The sequence below is a fragment of the Ohtaekwangia koreensis genome (assembly GCF_900167975.1).
GTDB lineage: Bacteria > Bacteroidota > Bacteroidia > Cytophagales > Cyclobacteriaceae > Ohtaekwangia > Ohtaekwangia koreensis.
Genome location: NZ_FUZU01000003.1, coordinates 625,000 through 643,776 on the forward strand (window position 1 = coordinate 625,000; position 18,777 = coordinate 643,776).

17 protein-coding genes are annotated in these 18,777 nt (G+C 44.2%); all 17 read right to left on the reverse strand.

The genetic code is table 11. From position 1 onward, the window contains the following. Positions 1-381 precede the first annotated feature (381 nt). Positions 382-2,142: an ABC transporter ATP-binding protein gene (locus B5Y40_RS21760; RefSeq protein WP_079688945.1), complete on the reverse strand. Its 1,761-nt coding sequence runs from the start codon at positions 2,140-2,142 to the stop codon at positions 382-384. A 12-nt stretch (positions 2,143-2,154) separates the two neighbouring features. Beyond that, the gene (locus B5Y40_RS21765) at positions 2,155-2,988 is read right to left on the reverse strand and encodes a cupin-like domain-containing protein (protein WP_079688946.1); all 834 of its coding nucleotides are present in this window, start codon (positions 2,986-2,988) and stop codon (positions 2,155-2,157) included. Next, positions 2,975-3,247 carry a hypothetical protein gene (locus B5Y40_RS21770; RefSeq protein ID WP_079688947.1) on the reverse strand — a complete coding sequence of 91 codons (273 nt, stop codon included), beginning with the start codon at positions 3,245-3,247 and terminating at the stop codon, positions 2,975-2,977. Before B5Y40_RS21770 ends, B5Y40_RS21765 begins: the two co-directional genes overlap by 14 nt. A 4-nt stretch (positions 3,248-3,251) precedes the next feature. Next, positions 3,252-5,585, reverse strand: a complete 2,334-nt coding sequence (locus tag B5Y40_RS21775) for an ABC transporter permease (protein WP_079688948.1) — start codon at positions 5,583-5,585, stop codon at positions 3,252-3,254. Between the two features lie 67 nt (positions 5,586-5,652). Further along, entirely contained in the window at positions 5,653-6,768 is a 1,116-nt protein-coding gene (locus B5Y40_RS21780; RefSeq protein ID WP_079688949.1) for a S8 family serine peptidase, read from the reverse strand. A 2-nt stretch (positions 6,769-6,770) separates the two neighbouring features. After that, positions 6,771-7,625, reverse strand: coding sequence for a hypothetical protein (locus tag B5Y40_RS21785; protein WP_079688950.1), 855 nt, complete (start codon positions 7,623-7,625; stop codon positions 6,771-6,773). 12 nt (positions 7,626-7,637) lie between these two features. After that, positions 7,638-9,098 carry a FlmE/OhkG family radical SAM/SPASM peptide maturase gene (locus tag B5Y40_RS21790; protein ID WP_079688951.1) on the reverse strand — a complete coding sequence of 487 codons (1,461 nt, stop codon included), beginning with the start codon at positions 9,096-9,098 and terminating at the stop codon, positions 7,638-7,640. A 60-nt stretch (positions 9,099-9,158) separates the two neighbouring features. Continuing rightward, positions 9,159-11,069 carry a S41 family peptidase gene (locus B5Y40_RS21795; protein ID WP_159453772.1) on the reverse strand — a complete coding sequence of 637 codons (1,911 nt, stop codon included), beginning with the start codon at positions 11,067-11,069 and terminating at the stop codon, positions 9,159-9,161. Between the two features lie 31 nt (positions 11,070-11,100). After that, positions 11,101-12,024 carry a peptide arginase, FlmR/OhkR family gene (locus tag B5Y40_RS21800; protein ID WP_159453773.1) on the reverse strand — a complete coding sequence of 308 codons (924 nt, stop codon included), beginning with the start codon at positions 12,022-12,024 and terminating at the stop codon, positions 11,101-11,103. Between the two features lie 31 nt (positions 12,025-12,055). Continuing rightward, positions 12,056-13,129 carry a lysophospholipid acyltransferase family protein gene (locus tag B5Y40_RS21805; RefSeq protein ID WP_079688954.1) on the reverse strand — a complete coding sequence of 358 codons (1,074 nt, stop codon included), beginning with the start codon at positions 13,127-13,129 and terminating at the stop codon, positions 12,056-12,058. A gap of 96 nt (positions 13,130-13,225) precedes the next feature. After that, positions 13,226-14,719, reverse strand: coding sequence for a carboxypeptidase-like regulatory domain-containing protein (locus B5Y40_RS21810; RefSeq protein WP_159453774.1), 1,494 nt, complete (start codon positions 14,717-14,719; stop codon positions 13,226-13,228). 27 nt (positions 14,720-14,746) lie between these two features. After that, positions 14,747-15,121, reverse strand: coding sequence for a hypothetical protein (locus B5Y40_RS21815; RefSeq protein WP_079688956.1), 375 nt, complete (start codon positions 15,119-15,121; stop codon positions 14,747-14,749). A gap of 96 nt (positions 15,122-15,217) precedes the next feature. Further along, positions 15,218-15,427, reverse strand: coding sequence for a FlmA family RiPP peptide (locus tag B5Y40_RS21820; RefSeq protein ID WP_079688957.1), 210 nt, complete (start codon positions 15,425-15,427; stop codon positions 15,218-15,220). 73 nt (positions 15,428-15,500) lie between these two features. After that, positions 15,501-15,713 (reverse strand): FlmA family RiPP peptide, encoded by a 213-nt coding sequence (locus B5Y40_RS21825; RefSeq protein WP_079688958.1) that lies wholly within the window; start codon positions 15,711-15,713, stop codon positions 15,501-15,503. A 48-nt stretch (positions 15,714-15,761) separates the two neighbouring features. After that, positions 15,762-16,709 (reverse strand): JmjC domain-containing protein, encoded by a 948-nt coding sequence (locus tag B5Y40_RS21830; RefSeq protein ID WP_079688959.1) that lies wholly within the window; start codon positions 16,707-16,709, stop codon positions 15,762-15,764. Positions 16,710-16,748: 39 nt separating this feature from the next. After that, positions 16,749-17,684 carry a JmjC domain-containing protein gene (locus tag B5Y40_RS21835; RefSeq protein ID WP_079688960.1) on the reverse strand — a complete coding sequence of 312 codons (936 nt, stop codon included), beginning with the start codon at positions 17,682-17,684 and terminating at the stop codon, positions 16,749-16,751. 98 nt (positions 17,685-17,782) lie between these two features. Further along, the gene (locus B5Y40_RS21840; protein WP_079688961.1) at positions 17,783-18,748 is read right to left on the reverse strand and encodes a cupin domain-containing protein; all 966 of its coding nucleotides are present in this window, start codon (positions 18,746-18,748) and stop codon (positions 17,783-17,785) included. Between the last annotated feature and the right edge of the window lie 29 nt (positions 18,749-18,777).

Here is an 18,777-nt window from a genome sequence, read left to right on the forward strand (position 1 = left end):
ATTCACTCGCATTGCTTTGGTCCTTGAGTACGAAGATAAATTGATTCAACACCAAATTCCAATTGCATATTGCCGCGTTGATATCCTTACGGAAGAAACAAAAATGCTGGTTATACTATTTACTATATACATCCACGGACACGTGACTCACTCGGCGGCTATAACAGCTTTTGTTTGCGTTATTTATAAATATTAATTGCTGTCCCGTTAGTATACTACAAACTGTCCAATAGAGTTACACCCTTGCCATATCCTGTGCATGTTTCCAAAACAGAAAATAGGAGATAAATGATTTTTGAAGTGACCCTGTTGGTGGCAAGTACTAAATCAAAATATTCAAGAGAAGCTTGCTAGCTCTTAATTTCAGGTAGTGTTTTTGATTTATTTCACTACAACTTGGCTGAGACGATTCTTCATTGATAAAGAATTGCCAGTATTAAATTGATTTTTAAACAGTTCAAAAAAATATCCTTTTCTCGCGATCAAGTCCTCGAGTGAGCCTTGTTCAACGATTCTTCCATTTTCAAGATATATAATTTCGTCAGCAAACCCAAGAGCGCTAAGGCGGTGTGTAATCGTAATGAGTGTACTTATTTTACAGGTATCGATCAGAAATCGATATATACTTTCCTCACTGGCAGCGTCAATTTCCGAGGTTGCCTCGTCGAGTACGAGCAAATCCGGATGGCGGACGGCTGAGCGCGCAATTGCAATTTTTTGTTTTTGTCCTCCACTTAGCTGCGATCCTCTTTCTCCAAAGGAGCGCACCGATAGGTCAGTACCCGCCTCATCCTGCAGCCGTATCTGCTGAAGTATATCTGTTAAATTTTCTATGCTAGAGTTATCATTACCATAGGAGAAATTCTCCTGTAACGTACCATTGATGATAAAGTATTCCTGTGAGCAAATGCTATAGGAGTTCATCCATTGCATCATCGGTATATCTTTTAAGTCCTGTCCATCAACAAAGATACTTCCCCGTTTAGGTTCGATAATTTTACTCATTAAGTCTGCCAGCGTTGTTTTCCCACTACCACTGGTGCCCACAAGCGCATAATGTTTACCGGCTTTAAAAGTAAAATTAAAGTCCTGCAATATCGGTTTATCGGCGTGCGCAAAACTGATATTACGAAACTCGACTGCATTAAATGGTTTAGAAAACATGGTTAACTCACCTTCCAGGTTTTGCTGCGGAGGTTCATCAAAGAGTTCAAAGAGTCGTTTGATAGAAACCGAAGTTTTTACAAGGTCTACATATAGGTTAACGACATTGCGCAAAGGCTCATGCAGTTTATTGGCATATTGCAGAAAGGCTATAAGTGTACCCACGGTCATGGCATCCTGTAGTACAAGCTTTCCCCCGTAGGCCAGCACTACGAGTGGAATGAGGGCGAGTAGAAAAACAGACAACCCGTTTGAAGCGGATGACAAGACTGTTGAATGAAGGTTGAGTTTCACGATTTCAGAGATTCTGGAATCCATTGTTTGATTTTCCGAACGATAGCCGTTAAACAACTTTATGAACTTAATATTGGAAAATCGCTCGGTCAAGAAAGCCATCAAATCAGATTCTTCGCGTCGGGTTTTTTCCACAACGCGTTTGATGGAAGGTGAAAACAATTTCATCACCATCAAAAGAAGCGGGTACAATATCGATACCACCAGAAACAATTTCATATCGAGCACAATCATCAACACGATTAAAGCAATGATGGTAATGATGTTATTAATCATGCTGATCACCGTACCCGTGAATGCTCTGCGTACCTGTCCCACTTCATTGTTTATTTTATAAACGATGGTGCCCACACTCTGGCTGCGAAAAAACTGAATCGGTAATTTTAGCATGTGAGCAAATAAACTTGTTGTCAGGGTAACGGTAATTTTATTACTGATCCAGGTATATAGGTAGTCTGCCAAAAAGCCTGCTATAATGCGGAGTATATAAATCGCTGTCAACGTAAAGATTATGTTGAGCAGCAGATCGTAATTGCGCTCGCCAAAAACTTTGTCGATAATAATTTTTAAAAAAAATGGTGTTACAAGCGATCCTAAATTTCCAATGAGTAGTAAAACCAGAAGCAGCAATCCATATCCTTGATAAGGTTTAAAAAATCCATAAAACCGCAACCATATACGCATCGCTATATTTATTTAATTCCAGACAACGTCCTGGTAGGCATCTCGGATGGCAACCATTTTATGATAGGCGTTCCACATATTCTGACGGGCAAAGGATTGGAGGACGCGCTGGTAATTCTCGTGATTGATAAAATTCTCGGACAACGCTATACAAGGCTTTAGTAACAACACGGCATGCCATATACCACCGGGGCAGTATACGAGCTCGCCAGGCCGCTGTATATATATCAACGGAGCAGCCTTGCGAAAAAGTGGAAAAGCATCCCAATCGGGAGTAAAAGGGTTAACGCGACCCTGGTATAAAAAAGGCTCATCAGAATTCAAGAAGAAAACCCAAAGCTTTTCTCCTTCAAAGAGAGCATTCCAAAAACTTGTTCCCCATATATCAACGTGCAGCGGGCTGAGCGCATGCGCAGGGCCTAAGTATAAATTTGACAGATTTATTTTCCGTTCTTCCTGCGCATGCTCCTGGTACCACCGACGATACCAGCATGGGAAATACTGATCCACCGGATACTCCGATCGCATATCCGTGGCCAAATGCAGCGAAGTTTTAGCATAGTATGGATTAGGCTCATCACACTCCCGCATATATTTTATATAGTTCTTAAGGGAGGTCCTTATAAATTTAGACTGGCCATCTTCCATACGATCGGCCAGGATCATATGATCACCATGGCGGTCTTCAAAAAAATGTGTATTCCATTTGGGATATGCCGGCCATTGTTCCATGATGGAAGTAAACACCACCGGGGCTTTATTCAACTGATCCCGTGAGAACGTGGACGTATGCTCCAGTGAATCAAACATCGCATAACAATCCAGCAGGTGCTTATAAGGTTTCATAAGCGTATTTGTTGATCACACGAATCATGTGATTGAGATCCGAAAAGAAAAAATAGTCTACTTCACAATCGGGTATATCAATGCGATAACGACTTTCAATAAAATTTACCCAGCCGATGGCTGTATCTTCCTTTTGTACAAAGAAAGACAGCAGGTTAAGTTCGAGCAACGAGTCGGTAAATTTGGTATCAATCAGAAGATGGCTCCGCAAGGCGAGTAGCGCATCTGATTTCTCAAGGGGTACTGCTGGTATACTCATGACACTATTTTTCTTTTAACGTTACAACCGGGTCGATATAGTTTACACGTATAGCGTGAAAGAGAATCGTGGCAAAGGCAACCAGGATCAGTAAGAAAACCGGGGCCATAAATTCAAGCCACGAAATCATATGACGATACGAAAATTTCATCATCCACGCTTCCAACAGGTAATACGCTACAGGTATAGCAAGTACGATCGCCAGTAGAATGAGCTTTGAAAAATCGCCGACCAAAAGGGCCAGCAACCGGGAGAAGTTTGCGCCAAAGACTTTACGAATGGACAACTCGCGTGTCCTGCGCTCGACGGTAAAATTTGCAAGCCCGAACAATCCCAAAGCGGCAATAACAATGGAAAGGAAAGAAAACAACGTTGATATCTTTCCCATGTTTGTTTCATTCTGATACAACCTGTCCAGGGTGCTGTCAAAAGCATAGTAAGAGAATATCTCCGAAGGGTTATTGGCTATATGAATTTCTTGCAAGGCGTGAAGCGCATCCTGATAATGGTCGGGTTGTACACGCATAATTATATACTCCGCTTCTTTTGGCATAATGGCAACAACCAGTGGCTGTATGGGGGTAAACAAGGAGTTGAAATGAAAATCCTTCACCACGCCGATCACTTCACCTTCCCCACCCCACACTTGAATAGGCTGGTGAAGTATATTATCTCCCATGATTTTGCGGGCGCTCTCATTTATAAAAATTGGAACACCGGCATTGCTGGCAGCTTTCTTTGCAAAGCCTTCAACCTTCTGAATCTTTAGAACGTCAACAAAATCCTCGTCAACAAAAATTACCCCGAAGCTGGTACTGTCATGAGCTGGTTTGTCAGGCCATACAATACCGCCAACCATTGGGCTACCCGCAAATAAGTTATCACTGCAGAATGTTACGCCTTCTATGGATGATTGCTGTTTTAATTTTTGTTTCATCACATCAAGCTTCTCCAGATCGGCTTGCGTCAACTCTTTAACGAGTATATTTTTCTTCTCATAGCCCAGGTCTTTCTCCTTCAGATACGATACTTGATTGATGACACCGGTAGTAAAGACAATCAGCAGTATGGATAAAAAGAACTGAAAGCAAAATAATGTTTTGCGCATGAGGTTCCCTCCTATCTTCACGTTCTGGTTAACGTTTAGCATACTGATTACTTTAAACGAGGTAAGTATATAAGCGGGGTATATCCCGGATATACCACCGGTCAGTAGTATTATTCCTATGACCGTGATCCAAAATACAGGCGAGGTATAGGGCAGGCTAATGTTTTCTGAAAGCGCGGTGTTAATATAGGGCAACGTTACTGCCAGCATGACGATCGCGATACACCCGGAAATCACGGTAATGGAAAATGACTCGATTAAAAATTGCCAGATGAGTGAAGTCCGTTCCGCGCCGATGACACGTTTGGTACCAATCTCTTTGGTTCGCTTAAAGGCACCGGCCGTATAGAGGTTCATGAAATTTATACAGGCCATCAGCAGGATAAGCAAGGATGCACCTATAAACAGGTGTACATATTCAATCCTACCACCGTTAACTTTTCCATCAAGCAAGTCAGAATATAGATATATATCATCGAAGGGCTGCAGGAGTACGGTGGCTGCCGTCATTTTTTTTAGTTGTCCATTAATGTGATTGGCCACAGTTTCCGCTTGCGCGGGGTCTGACAAGGCAATATAGGCCTCATAATTATAGATGCCAATGTGCTCCTGATAATCTTCGGTTAATAACAAGCCGAAATCAAACTGAATGGTGGAGTTGGTGGGAAAGTCCTCGTATACCCCGGTGATATCAAATTCATTGCGACCGTCGAGAACAATAGTATTGGTTGAAATTTTATTCCTCCATTCTGAACCTAATAACGTATTGGCCATCGATTCAGAGATCACCATGGAGAGTTGATCGGGTAGTGCTTTCTTGGCATCACCATATAAAAAACGCCTGCTGATCAGGTTGAAAAAATTACTGCTGATTCCCTTACCTTCAAACTCAAGGCGCTTGTCATTGGATTCTACGACGTGTTTATTCTCCCGTGTTTCGACGAACACTAATTCCTTTATACCTGCCTGACCTTGCTGCAGCGTTTGAATGATTCTAAAGGATGTAGCCCGCGCAGACTGGGTTTTCTCGTTTAACGGATAATTGGTGATGACTTGAAAAACTCCCTGACTTTCCGGTATAAAGTTATTGAAGGTCAACTCCTTTTCAATCCACAAGAGCAACAGTATGCAAGACGCCAGTCCACTCGAGAGTCCGATCACATTGATAAAAACACTCGCCTTATTTTTTCTAAACGATCGCAAGGCAGACTTGATATAATATATAAGCATAGTATAGGATTTCGTATAGGCAAAAAATACTAACTATATTTCACTAAATAAAAAGAAAACAAAATTTTTATGTTGGCTCAAGTATACTCGGTGTTGCAACAACAGACGCCCCATCAAGAAGCGTTTGGATATACGGGTCCGTGGTTTCAATTCGTTTGCCATGAGCACGGAAGAAATCGATCAACTGGTAACCAAAATAAGTATTGATCAGGTTTGTATTGGAAAAGAAATTGCCCACGATCAAAACGTCGATGAACTCCAACATTTTCGGCGATACTATACCGGGTATTACTTTCTTTCCGCTCTTGCGCACCAAGGCTCCATACGCATCGATTGGATCCATCGGATAATTCATGACCATGGCTACACGCGGATCTTCAAAGTAAGGCTGTATACATTCATCATCCACAGCAAACAACATCCATCGTTTATCTGCAATATATTCTGGCAAAGGTTTTCGGTCGCTTTGCATATCGGCCGCTAACGGGTAATGGGTTGAGCGTCCGGGAACACTATAGCGCTGTAATAAGTTGGCAACCGGTATATGGCGACTTTGTATATCCTGCTGGTATATATAGGCCAGTCTGCCACTGAGTGCAGCTGCTGCATAGCTGGTGCCGGAGCGGATGGCAGGTTTACCGGACTCGCCCTGTATACGCTGATGTATACCTTTTGCCAGCACGTTGATATAGCCTTCACCCACATAGCAGAAGTCCTGCATCCGTCTAAATATACCCGTTCCCACTCCGATCACCGTTGGGAAGGCTGCCGGATAGCATGGATAGCTTGTCTCATGGTGCGCCGCAGCAATGACAACCTGGCCATTATGATAACACTTCATGCATGCTTGTCTAAGAATTTCAGGTGGTGATGAGCGGACAATACCCAGGCTGATGTTGATGATGTGAACATCCTTCCGTTGTGCGCAATATTCCAGTGCCCGGCAAAGAAGGTCAACGGTGATTTTCTCAGTGTCGAGCCTGATGGAAATAATCCTGCTGGCGGGTGCCAGGTAATGAATGATACTGGCAACATTGGTGCCGTGATAGAGCATAGACTTGCTTTCGCCCGCTTTGCCAGCCTCTCTTGGGAGGGTTACCTCTTCTGCCGCTGCAGAAGAGGTAAGGCGGTGATAAGAGAAGTCCACGCCCTGATCAATAATAGCCACACCGATTTCTTCCATGCTCAATTTTTTAAGTAGGCAAAGTTTTCTTCCGGGTGATATACCGCGTCGATGAGTCCGAGCAGATCCAGGAATTTTTTATAGTTCGTACTTCCTTGTGAAACAAAGACATTACCCGTATGGCGCGCGCTATAGGGATGCATCGTCGAGGGTATATCTTCTGTTGAAAATGGCGCGATCAAACTTTCGATGAGCTCATGTATAACCGGGTTTTTCACACTGTTAATAATCCCTGGCAGCAGTATAAATTTCAGAATTGCATATTTATCCCTGCGGTCCTGGTGGGTAACAATAAGGAACGAGCTGTTCACGGTCATTTCCTTGATATAATAATGCAGGGATGGACGTTGCAGGGCACTGGTGAAATGATGCTGAAAAAAACTATATAAATCTGTTTCGGCCACCAGTATATTAATTTGAAAAAAAGCCTTTGTCACAAACGGCACCTGCAAAAAGGATACAAGTAGTTCGCGTTCGGCTTTCAAACGCTCATATACCGGGTATCCAATTGCACGAAGGCGCTCAAATATAGAAGCTGCATAGCGATAGGTATCAAATGTACCGCCTTCGTTATAGTAGTCTTGCCATTGCTTGACCAGCAGGCTCAGCTCGCTGACTACCTGCTGATCATCGCATGAATCTTTTAGGGTATCAACAGTTCGTTTGCAAAATCTTCCCAGGTTCAGGTTAGCTTGATTTAAGGGTAAAAAATTCTTTCTGTTTTGTTCACCTGCTCTAGAAAAATCATGCATACGGTTATAAAAGTAGCACTGCTTATGCTGCTCGGTAACCACATCGTGATAGAGGTTGCCAAAGCTTGGAATGTCCTGCACAAAGGATTTAAATGTACCAATCATACCCAAAGATTTTTATTTGTTGGCATGTGTCTGATGATCGTCCATTTTTACTTCTTTGAACGACACACGATCAGGCTCTTTGAGTTTAAGCAGGTACATGCTTTTAAAATAATCCCCTAAACGTGTCTTCCAAACCGTGCAAGGAAACTTGTCTTCGGTGAGATCATGCAGAGCATCGTAGGCGCAGCTCAGTCCACCGCAGACGGGGTTAAACTTGCAGGCGGCACATATAGGATGAACTTTGGTGCGACTATAATTCAAATATTTCTCAAAGTCGGATGGCGTCCAGCGCCGGAATACATTTACGCCGCTGGATTTTTGGGTATCGTGTACAGTCTCCCAACATTTGTGGATGGTACCATCCGGATCGAATGTAAAGAAGTAGGGTGATACATACGTTGAGCAATCTGATTGCTTCTGAGGTATATTCCAACGAATCCTTGCTTTGAGTTCGCTGTTATGCTGCGCCCACCTGTTAAAGCGATCAACCTTCGTAATACTAAACTTGTTGGAGACCTCGAAGAATTCATCTTGTGAAAGGTATACCATGTCCGCCGTCGGTGCTCCCTCGTACGCTTTGAGCCAGGCCAGTGCCAACGAAACCTGTTTGTGCCGTTGGGGCCATATTCCGTAACTGGAAAGGTCGTCGAAGAAGCGGTCAAAGGTTGCCGCTACACGTTTATCGGTATTGATACGAATCGTCAGATCTATACCTTCAGGCATCATGGATAAATTCTCCATAATCTTCTCGTAGTTTTTCCCCTTCGAGTTTTTCAAGGGACGGTATGCATCATGCACTTCTTTTGCACCATCAACAGTAACCTGCAGACTTGAAACTTTATTGGCTTTGAGAAATTGCCAGGTTTCCATATCCAGGTATATACCATTGGTGATAATGGACGCCTCATACGGTATGTGATATTGCTCGGATAAGGCAATGAACTTTTGAGAAAGGAATTCGATAGCCTGTTTGTTGATCAAAGGCTCACCACCATACCAGGTGATGGAGAGTGAGGACCATTTCTTTACCGGCGCGTTGTTGATCATATCTTCTATATATGAAACAATTCCCTGGAGAACCTTTTCATCGCGCAAGGTCTTGTTCGGCTTGACCACCTCAAAACAATATGGACATCCCATGTTACAGAGGATCGTTGTGCCAATGGTGAGCCCGATATGACCGCTATTTTTATACTTGTTACTTTGGGTGTTTATATAGTCATCGCGGTATTGCTCTACTTCATTTATCTCAGGGGCCACTAAAAAGCCATCATCAAAAAGTTGCTGCAGTTCGTTATCGAACTGCGGGTACTGTTCCATATCGATTGTCTCACCTGCCGGCACCGACGAAAGCATATTGGCTAACGGCATGCTGATAATGTTGAGGCCACCGCTCACGATGTTGTACAGCAGCGCTTCATCTGTCTCTTCGACAGGAATAATCTCATTGTAAAAACTCGATTTTAATTTCATAGTGACAATAGCGTTTAGGGTTATTTTATGGACTTCAAATATGGGTACTGGTAAAGGGTGTTAATGCTGTAGCAAGACGGCCGCCACTTTCAATACTTTATCTTCATAGGGCCTCATGTCGCGCACATGCGTTCGCGCTACGAGCACATCCGGTATAAGACCAGTTCCTTCCTGGTATACGGCGGGATCGAAACGATAACACCGTATGGTCGTATGCGCTTTGATCGTAAGTCCCGAAGGAAACGTATATAGCGTTGGTGAAGCGATCGCTCCGCGCGAGTTTGTATCACCGACGGTATAACTATTGGGGCGCTTCTTCATTCCGATGATGAACATCTCCGATGCACAGGCTGTGGCTGCATCCTGTAAGATCACCACCTTCAAGCTTGCAGGAAGGACAAATTCATCCCGTGCCGGTGTGATGGTAATGGTTTCCTTTAACCAGGGGAACACCACCGTTCCCAGGTTAACGACCTGATGCAGAAACAATGATAAGCTGGCGTAGGCATCCCCTGCGTAGCCACCGCCATTACCACGCAAGTCAATGATCAAACCTTGGGAGGCAATGATTTTTTTCCGGTTGTTGAGGATGTGATAAAAATTATCGCCTTCCCAGTTGTTGAACTTGATGTAAAACAAAGAGTCGTCTATAAGTTTGGTTTCGCCATGCTTGGGTATAAATCGTGCATCGATAGATATAGGTTTATCCAGTGGAATCTTCACCGTACGTATGTCTCCGGGTGTGGACTCCAACATCATCTGAAGTGTATCGTATCGCCTGCGAAGCAGAAGATCATAGTGATCACGCGTTGATGCGTTCAAAGCCGAACCATTGATGGCAACAATTTTACTTCCCAGGGTGACGTCTTTTTTGATTCCTTCGTTGAAAACGGCCACCACCACCGGCACGCCCGCTATATCTCGGACAACGACGGGCAGCCGTGCCGATTTTACAGCGGCAACAGTATCATTGCGAGGAAGCGTAATACCAAAATGTGGATCCTGAAATTCCGTTTCGATGAACGCACGAAGTGCGCTATACTGCCATGCTGCATTTTTACTTGCACCACTGTACAGCAGCGTGTCAAGCTTGGCTAACAATAGCGTTTTGTTCAAGTGTCGCTCAGAATAAAAGGGATATTTTTCCAGCAGTTTATGCACGAATCGGTTCACAAGTTCAGTTTCCGTAAAAGGCACCCCATTGTCCTTGAATTCTATCAGACCACTTAAGTGCCCCTCACGGGTGCCAAAGACTTCAAAGCTTGGGATAACCCCATCCCGCAAGCGATCAAGCGACCACTGCGAGTATTGATCAAACATCGAGAGATCAGAGTGATAATTGCCCGCAATGCTGTCAAGCCAGGAGAAAACATGAGTGCGTTGATGGCTATAGTATTCTTCCATCACCAGTTCACCCAGTATAAATTCCGATGGCTTGTTTTTATCGCGTGGAAAATATAGCAGCGAAATTTGCCCATGGGCAAAGGCCTTGAGTTCAGCCAGGTCATGACCATCGCTGCTGTCCCAGGTAGCCAGATACGAATATAGCGGGGGCTGATAGCCGGTGCTGGCGATGACAAATTCTTTTGCAAGCCACCGCTCACCAGAAGAAAGTATCACTATAAATTTTTCCACGTTGTTTGTATATAGCTTTGCCGAGACCCGCGCGACATCCTCCCTGAGGGGAAGCTGCTCAGGCAGTTGCGCGCTATACATGAAGGCTCCGGAAGAATTTCTGTCAAAATACTCCAGGACCAAGCCAACTGTTTTCGTTACACCCTTGGCGGCACTCCGTACTTTAATGCTTGCACAGTCTTTTTTATCGGGAAAACAAAATATATAGTTAGGGTTCCCTGTTTGCAATAAATCAACTGTTTGCGCTCGGTCGGATTTAAAGCCCACTACGCTAAGCTGTCCATACGCAGGAGCTATAGAATGCAAAAGAAAAATTATGATTCCCAGTTTTCTCATGTTGACAGGATTTGAAAAATCAAACCATGTATTAATTATTATATATACCACCCACGTGTTGCACCGACATTTTACCATAGAGGCTATGGAGGCCCCGCAGCAATGATTGCTCTATAAAATTCCATTGATCCACGGGGGTATATCCGCTATACCGTGAACGACACACCGTAACCAGAAGCGGTTTAATTTTATTTACAGCAAGTGCCTGGATGAAATCATCCACACGAGATTGTATTAAGGCTTCGGATACTTTCAAAGGAGAATCATACTGTTCTTTAAAGCTGTTTAGATAATAATAATAACGTTGACCGATCTTGCGGGCTTCTACGCGGCCGAAATCAAAGAAACGCAGTCGATGGTAAGGTGTATTTAGAAAGGCGGTATACTCCTCACGCGTGATTTCAATTCTCAATTCACGTTTCAAAGGATTTTGTATGCACGAAAAATAGTCCAGGTCGATGTCGAGCATAACGTCCTTGATTGTCGTAAGCTGTTCAACATGTTGTTTGTAAAATTTAAAGATCACAGCGCCATCTCCCAACGCCTCGGGATCTTTACCATGTTCTTCCAGAACAGACATCTTGCCGGTCACCAGCTTCTTGCCTTCTCCATTGGATGAACGTACATACAAATGCATCGCCCGGCTGTTGGTTTTGTTATGTCTTTGCTTAACCCAGTATACCTTTTTAAACAGGCCTTCATAAATGGCCGGGATAATAAAGTTAGCGATGGTGAGTTCCTGATGGGTGAATTGTTGGACCCGCTTAAGATTCCCGTTTAACAAGTGGATGGAATTGTTGAGCGTTGGGGCGCCCATGTCAGAGTGCTCATCCACGTGGAGAAGCGCATGATCCCGCCCACGAATCAGCTTATGAAGCAGTGCATGCTTCCATACAAAGAAAGCTTCATGGTGTTCTTCAACGGTGAATAATGGAATAGTTTTATCGCGCATCATACAAAGCAGTAAAGTTCGATATACAGGTAAATTATACTTCGATGAGTACATGTTTTTCAATGAGCTCGCGTGTCTTATCCGGTGTTTCCGCCGTGAGCTTTTCAATGCAGTTTGTTTTTTCTACCGTGCTGGTTTTATAGGAGAATATATCCTTGTAGGATTCATCAACGGGAATGGCCCGGTAGAGAATGCGATCAAAGAGATATAATTTTCCGTCCAAACGAAGGGGACAAAAACGATGTTCGTTAAAGCGCAAGCCACCTTGGGCAGAAGCGGTCGTTGGCGAAGCATGTGAGGTAAGCTTCTGCCGGAAATAATCCAGATCCGTCCAAAGGTGAACATAGAGCCAATTAGACCATTGATCGTAATATTGCCGCACATGTTGCTGGAAGATATCAAATATACTTTGGATGGTTTGCAAACAATACTGCTCCCGGTCTTTCTCAACGGGCTGGATGGGCTCATGAAACCGTATATAATCAATACCATCAACGGTATAGTTAAGGACGACTACCACCGGTATCTTCAGCAGGTAGGAAATAAAGGCCAGTCCTTTCCGTACTTTTACGCGCCCGTTTAGAAAGGAAATGTCCACCATGTTTTCATTGTGTTTGGTCTGCCCTCCAACACCCTTGTTACCATCCAGATAGGCAAGGGTAACAATGCCCTGCTTCATTTGTTTGATAATGGAAAATATAGCACCCTGCTCTTCAACATTTACCATCTCCATCGAACAACCATTTTTATAGCGATTGCTATATAATTCACTTACCTGGTTGTAATCATTGTTAGCAACACTGTCAGTGTCGGAAAGAACATGAACCTGGTGACCACGCTTTAGTAACAAACAAACCAAGTTATTATAGGACCCGGTATGAAATGTCACAAAGAGCACAGGCCGTTCCGGAAGCTGCTCCAGGACGTTTGCCGGATCCACTACTCTAGCGTGCTCCACGGCAAAGTTCTTGATATCTTCGTGCGCTTTCAGTGCATTATCCACCACGGACTTATAGACATCCATGTGGTGTTCAAAATTTGTATCACCCAGAAAGTTATACAGGTTGGCAGACGCGGAGGCATACCGTAAGATGTTCTTTCGTACCATAGATTTTGGGTTTAGCGATAAAATAAACGATTACCTAAATTGAGTGTTACCAGTCATAAGACTTTCCCCTTTCGCAAATAAGGAAAGTCTTATGGATTAGTCGCGGACGTTCAAATATAGGGCACGGGCAGTCGCGGTATTACTACTCCACTCTCCTACACGAATATCCCGCCGGTACCCTGTCCCTATAGCTTTGCTAAAGTATAAATCCTTCGACTTGTTGTCTGCGCTGACCGCATCTACAAGCCGGAGCGTAACAAGTATATCTTGGGTGACAACGATTTTATACGATTCTAAATTTATTCGCTGCCATCCTTCCTTCTTGCCGATTCGAAACTCAACAGGCGCCGCAATCAAATTAGCAGGGGCTCCTGCATCATCGAGTTGATATATACACAGCTTGAAGAGCAAGCTGTCGAAGGTGTTGAATCGAAGGTGAAAATTGAAATCGACCAATGAGTACTCTTTGTCAACATGTATGACTGTGCCGGATTCATCACTGGATTCGGACAACAGACCGGAAGCGCCTTCAGTACTTTTTATGGCTTTGGTCAGTCCGATAGCCTTTTGATGCCCGGAGGTTTTATAGACTGCTGAATAATCCGTGAACGTGCTGCTTTCAGAGACCATAGGCTTTGCAGCGGTATTCGCAGTGAGTGTTGCATGGGATGGTGAGGCGCTGCGGCGATGTACCAAGACGCGGTTGTTGGTAAGTGCTTCAATCTGGCTGGCAGCGATCACAATGGCAGGCGCACGTTCTCCCTCCTGTTTAGTCCAGTCACTCTCGAAGGCACCCCTGTATAAACTGATACCCGGTTTATTGGGCATTCTTGAAAACGTAAGCATCCCTCCCTTCGTATCCTTACCATAAGCCTTAACCCATTCCAGGGTGATGCAAAAATCTTGCGCTACATCAATCCGATAAGGCCGCACATCGATGTCCACCCAACCTGAATGTTTGTCGACTGTAAAGAGCACATTGGAAGACAATAGTTCCTCTGTTGGATCATCATTGCTATTGAGTGCATATATATGCAGGCGCATCAGTACGCTATCATACGTGTTCTTTTCAACATGTATGGAAATAGTGTTCAACAATATCTCACTGTCTACATCCACTAGCAGTCCCAGTTGTTTACCTTTCCCAGCATTCTCCTCCCCGCCCCAGCCATTAAATCCTTTGAATTTATTCTTGTCTTTTTTTCCGAATTCAACCAGCGCCATCTGGTCTGTTATCTCGACAGACCGCAATACCTTGGCCTTTGGCTGAAGTGTAAAAACGCTACCATCCTTTTGCTTGAACTCTTTTCCCCTGAAAATAAGAGGTTCATATCCCAGGAAAGTTATTACCACGCTATCGCTATCGGCCAGGGAGGAAACGTTCAACTCGAACATGCCATCACGGTTGCTTACCTCGCCAATATTTTTTCCGATCACACCGATACTGGAAAACTCCAGCGGCTCCCGGGTATCAGCATCAATAATTTTGCCTCTCTGCGACTGTCCTAGTACGGGCGAGGAGAGCAAGCATATAGCGGCCACCAGCATTTTTGCTGCACACATCACTTGATTTTCACGAAGCCTTCTCATCGGTATCATTTATATACTTGCTTATACTTATTTGCCGGATACCTTTTTCCCTTTCAGTTTATACAAAAACTTGTCACCCTTCACTTCTATCGTTGCCAGTACAGAATCACCTTTAAAGGAGCAGTTAAAAATAGAATTAGTCTCCTCTACGTTAGATGAAAATACCAGGCGATTGCCTTTAACCCGCAGCACATCCAAGGTATACTGTTTGCCAGCCTTGTTCACTACTTTACCGTTATAGGTTTCACCACTTTTGTTCAAGATGATCGTCCCATAGAAATTTCCATACGGCGTATCAGTAACAGAATACATCCAAGAACCTGAGAAATCGTTTTGGCCTTGTCCATAGGAAATGGCAGTCGAAAGAAGCGAAATACAAATGATAAACAATGTTTTTTTCATAACGTTAACTTTTAAATACCGGCATGACTTCATGCCGGTATTAAGATAGTAAATTATTTCAGGCAAGTGTATACCTACCCGAAATATCAGATACCTTTAAAATAAAACGTCGTCGTTGTCACCGGTCGATGAGAAACCGGCACCATCAGCAGGCTCTGTTTCAGAGTTGCAACCTCTGGGACGTTTATCAAAATTACTGCAGAGTGATTCTAGCTCTTCCAGAGAAACATCTTTTCCCTCCAGGGTCTTTTTGCTTCGTGTTGAAGGTTCTAGGATTTGCTTGGGAAATTTTTCATTCTTTTCCATAAAGTGAACTTTAATAAGGTGGTTTGAAAATTAATGATGTGCCCGTATACCGGGCTTGTTAGAGAAAAGTACTTTAGAAGAGGACGTCATCATTGTCCCCTGTGGAGCTGAAGCCAGCTCCATCTGCCGGTTCAGTCTCGGAATTACACCCGCGTGGTCGCTTGTCGAACTCTGTACACAGTGATTCGAGTTGCTCCAAGGAAACTTCGACCCCGTCAATAGTTTTGGGGGCTTTGTTCGAGGGCTCCAAGAGCTGCTTGGTCTTGGAGGCTTCTTTGTTTTTCATGTTTGTTCTAGTTTAAGTAAAACATTTATTTATACTATAACAGCGCTATTATAGTCTTTCAGAGTTTACCAAATCGTGTTTCGTAAATTGGAAGGTTGCCCGGACAGGCGACCGCTCAGCATCTGCCGGTTTGATCTTGGCGAGAACATCCAATGGTAAGTTGTGTGTGAATTTTTGTTTGAGGCATTCGATGATTTTTTTGCGGGCCTCGCCCTGGCACAATATATCTTTCATATAGGCTCCTCGTAACAGCGGTTCTTCTTCCGCGAGCTGCCGAATGTACGCCGCGACAACGGAAAGCCACGTGGTATGCATGCATCCCAGTGTGATGTGGGCAGACATGCTATCGGTAGTGATCACCTCGTGAACGAACCCGCGAGGAAAGTATACTATATCTCCAGCTTCTATATCCAGATCGTAGAGAAGGTTCAGCTTCGAAAAGTCGAACACCCGGCCACCTTGCGGTTGCGTGGGAAGATACAATGCGCTCTCGTAAATACGCCAGCGTTTTTTTCCAGCGATCTGAATAATAAACAGATCATGCTCGTCAAAATGTGCTGGGAAACATTGGGCTTGCGCAGGAGTAATAAAAATATTGGCCCCCGAGGTAGTCTTCAGATCATTATTGATTGTTTCCAAAAGACGCTCCAGTGCAGGCCACTCATACTGACTGGCGTTAATGAGAATGGTGGCTTTTTCCTGCATATAGAGTTGTTCCATCTTGGAAACATTAAAGCCCTTTCGAATAACCACATTTTTTGAGTGCTGTGAGTTCAGATACTCTGCGGCAGGAATTTTCTTCTGCGCGTTGGGCATGGTTATCTCCACACGTCCGGATATACTCCCGCGCTCAAGCACAACATCGATATCCTCCAGGCTCATAAGCCTGTTGAAGTAATGCGGATCGTTTCGTTTTACAACAAGAGGTTTCTTTTCCAGGTACTCTTCTACAAAAGTCTCCTTTGACACAGGGTGTATCAACCATTCTAAATTCATAATATCTGGTCTTTATTTTCGATATATATATAGCTCCTTCTATAGGGATTCTCCTAGCCGATGAGCCAGTGTTATGCGTGACTGTCGCGCAATAACTTTTCGCAGTGGATACGCTTCCAGCTTTATAACCTGCTCGCACAATTGCTCAGCCAACTGCTCGGACTTCAGTTGCAGGCTTTTCTCGCCCCGCATGTGAGCCTGATAAAATCCTTCGCGCAAAACGTCAATTTCCTGCGCCCACACTTGCAATGCACTGGCGATCACCTTTGCCCAGGTCGTGTTGAATACATCCATCACAATTTGCGCTGCGGGTTGTTCGGCGCCCCCTGTTTCCAGAATGAAGCCCCTAGGTACATAGAGAAAATCTCCCGTTTCCAGAACTGCGTCCAACAGCAATTCACTGCTATCCCGCAGAAAGGGCTTACCCGCCTGGGATGCCATTGGCTGGTGGACGAGCGGGCCATAAACTTTAACGGGTACCCTGCCGTTGGTCTGAAGTATAAAACGGTCAAATACCTCATAGGCTGGCGCAAAACTTTCTCCTCCCGCGGGCATGATGCGAAGTCTGCTCTCGCAAACGCATTGCAGTATGTTGCTGACGTCTACAGAAAGATCGTTTGTCCAATTCATAAAACGATCCAGGTTCTCTACTACGATGGTTGCTTTCTTTTGATGAAATAATCTTTCAATCTCAGGCAGCTTAACTCCATTGCGAATGATGACATTTCCCGTGTGACTATAGTCTATATATTGATCTTCTCCCAGTTTGTTGGTGGGATGTATCAACCGGATGGATAGCAATGGAGAATCATAGAAATCGGTTAATAGCGAGGAGACGGTCATATCATCTATATAACCGCTATAATACTGCTCATCCTCCCGTGCAATATGAAGCGGAAATACATCAAAATAATGGTGATAGAAGTCTTCGGGCACTATCGGGTGCAATAGACTTGCCAGATCCAGGTGCTTCATGGGTATATAGCTATAATGTTGTAACTCAATTGAATTTCAAAAACGTGGTCTGCGTGCGGGCAACCATTCCGATTGCGTGTTACATAAAAATCAAAAGATCATTTTGAACTTTCGACAGCAACTGGGTGCTGTCCTGCAATAGTCTTAAACGAAAGGCTTCCGTTTTTATTAGGCCTATACTTGTTACTTAACAAAGAAATATTTTCAAGGGTAAGCGCCTGATTGATCTCCTGCCTGATGGCGTTGAGAATCTCCTCCTTGTCTACATTTCCTTTATAGCCATCGGCAAAGAATCCGCTTCGAAACACCTCGCGTTGTCCGGCCAGTTTAGTAATGCTATCCAAAATCAGTCGGGTCCATGTGGTTCCATAAATACCCAGGGTGATATGGGCTGAGATTTCCTGATTAGTCATGGCTTCGTGGACGAAGCCCCGGGGCATGTAGATCAGGTCTCCGGCTTGCAAATCCAGTTCGACCGAAGGCACAGCTTGTTCTCCGCTATACGGTATACTGGGCTGGCTCCCCAATGGCAGATATACCGGATTCTCATATATCTTCCAACGTTTACTTCCGTGAACTTGCAGGATAAAAACATCATGGGTATCATAGTGTGCTTCAAACCCCTGCGATTCGGCCGGAGATATATAGATGTTTGCCCCGGAAGAGCAACTCATACTTTCATTAACGGCATCAGACAACCGGGCAATAGACGGCCACACGTTGGAAATCTGTTCAATAATAATAGTGGCCCCATGCTTGGTAAACAACTCCAGTACCTTTGCCGTGTTCAAGTGCGATTTGACTTCGACATTTTGCACGCGGCTCATACTGGCATATTGTTTTTCAAATATCACTTTATCCGCTGCCGCCATACGCACGTCATAACTACCGAGCGCATGCATCCGACTGACGATAAAATCAATATCATCCAGGGTAAGTATGTCTTGAAAGTACCGGGTATCGCCACGCCTAATCACCAGGGGTTTTCGCTCCAGATAATTCTGAAAAAAATCTGTAACGTGGAATGGCCGTAACAGCCATGAGAAGTCCAGCTTTTCATTCATAGGAAAAGGTTTAACGATGGAACACTATA

Coding starts and splice junctions, on each gene's coding strand:
- B5Y40_RS21760 (WP_079688945.1), bottom strand. CDS start 2,142: ATGCGTATATGGTTGCGGTTTTATGGATTTTTTAAACCTTATCAAGGA.
- B5Y40_RS21765 (WP_079688946.1), bottom strand. CDS start 2,988: ATGAAACCTTATAAGCACCTGCTGGATTGTTATGCGATGTTTGATTCA.
- B5Y40_RS21770 (WP_079688947.1), bottom strand. CDS start 3,247: ATGAGTATACCAGCAGTACCCCTTGAGAAATCAGATGCGCTACTCGCC.
- B5Y40_RS21775 (WP_079688948.1), bottom strand. CDS start 5,585: ATGCTTATATATTATATCAAGTCTGCCTTGCGATCGTTTAGAAAAAAT.
- B5Y40_RS21780 (WP_079688949.1), bottom strand. CDS start 6,768: ATGGAAGAAATCGGTGTGGCTATTATTGATCAGGGCGTGGACTTCTCT.
- B5Y40_RS21785 (WP_079688950.1), bottom strand. CDS start 7,625: ATGATTGGTACATTTAAATCCTTTGTGCAGGACATTCCAAGCTTTGGC.
- B5Y40_RS21790 (WP_079688951.1), bottom strand. CDS start 9,098: ATGAAATTAAAATCGAGTTTTTACAATGAGATTATTCCTGTCGAAGAG.
- B5Y40_RS21795 (WP_159453772.1), bottom strand. CDS start 11,069: ATGAGAAAACTGGGAATCATAATTTTTCTTTTGCATTCTATAGCTCCT.
- B5Y40_RS21800 (WP_159453773.1), bottom strand. CDS start 12,024: ATGATGCGCGATAAAACTATTCCATTATTCACCGTTGAAGAACACCAT.
- B5Y40_RS21805 (WP_079688954.1), bottom strand. CDS start 13,129: ATGGTACGAAAGAACATCTTACGGTATGCCTCCGCGTCTGCCAACCTG.
- B5Y40_RS21810 (WP_159453774.1), bottom strand. CDS start 14,719: ATGAGAAGGCTTCGTGAAAATCAAGTGATGTGTGCAGCAAAAATGCTG.
- B5Y40_RS21815 (WP_079688956.1), bottom strand. CDS start 15,121: ATGAAAAAAACATTGTTTATCATTTGTATTTCGCTTCTTTCGACTGCC.
- B5Y40_RS21820 (WP_079688957.1), bottom strand. CDS start 15,427: ATGGAAAAGAATGAAAAATTTCCCAAGCAAATCCTAGAACCTTCAACA.
- B5Y40_RS21825 (WP_079688958.1), bottom strand. CDS start 15,713: ATGAAAAACAAAGAAGCCTCCAAGACCAAGCAGCTCTTGGAGCCCTCG.
- B5Y40_RS21830 (WP_079688959.1), bottom strand. CDS start 16,709: ATGAATTTAGAATGGTTGATACACCCTGTGTCAAAGGAGACTTTTGTA.
- B5Y40_RS21835 (WP_079688960.1), bottom strand. CDS start 17,684: ATGAAGCACCTGGATCTGGCAAGTCTATTGCACCCGATAGTGCCCGAA.
- B5Y40_RS21840 (WP_079688961.1), bottom strand. CDS start 18,748: ATGAATGAAAAGCTGGACTTCTCATGGCTGTTACGGCCATTCCACGTT.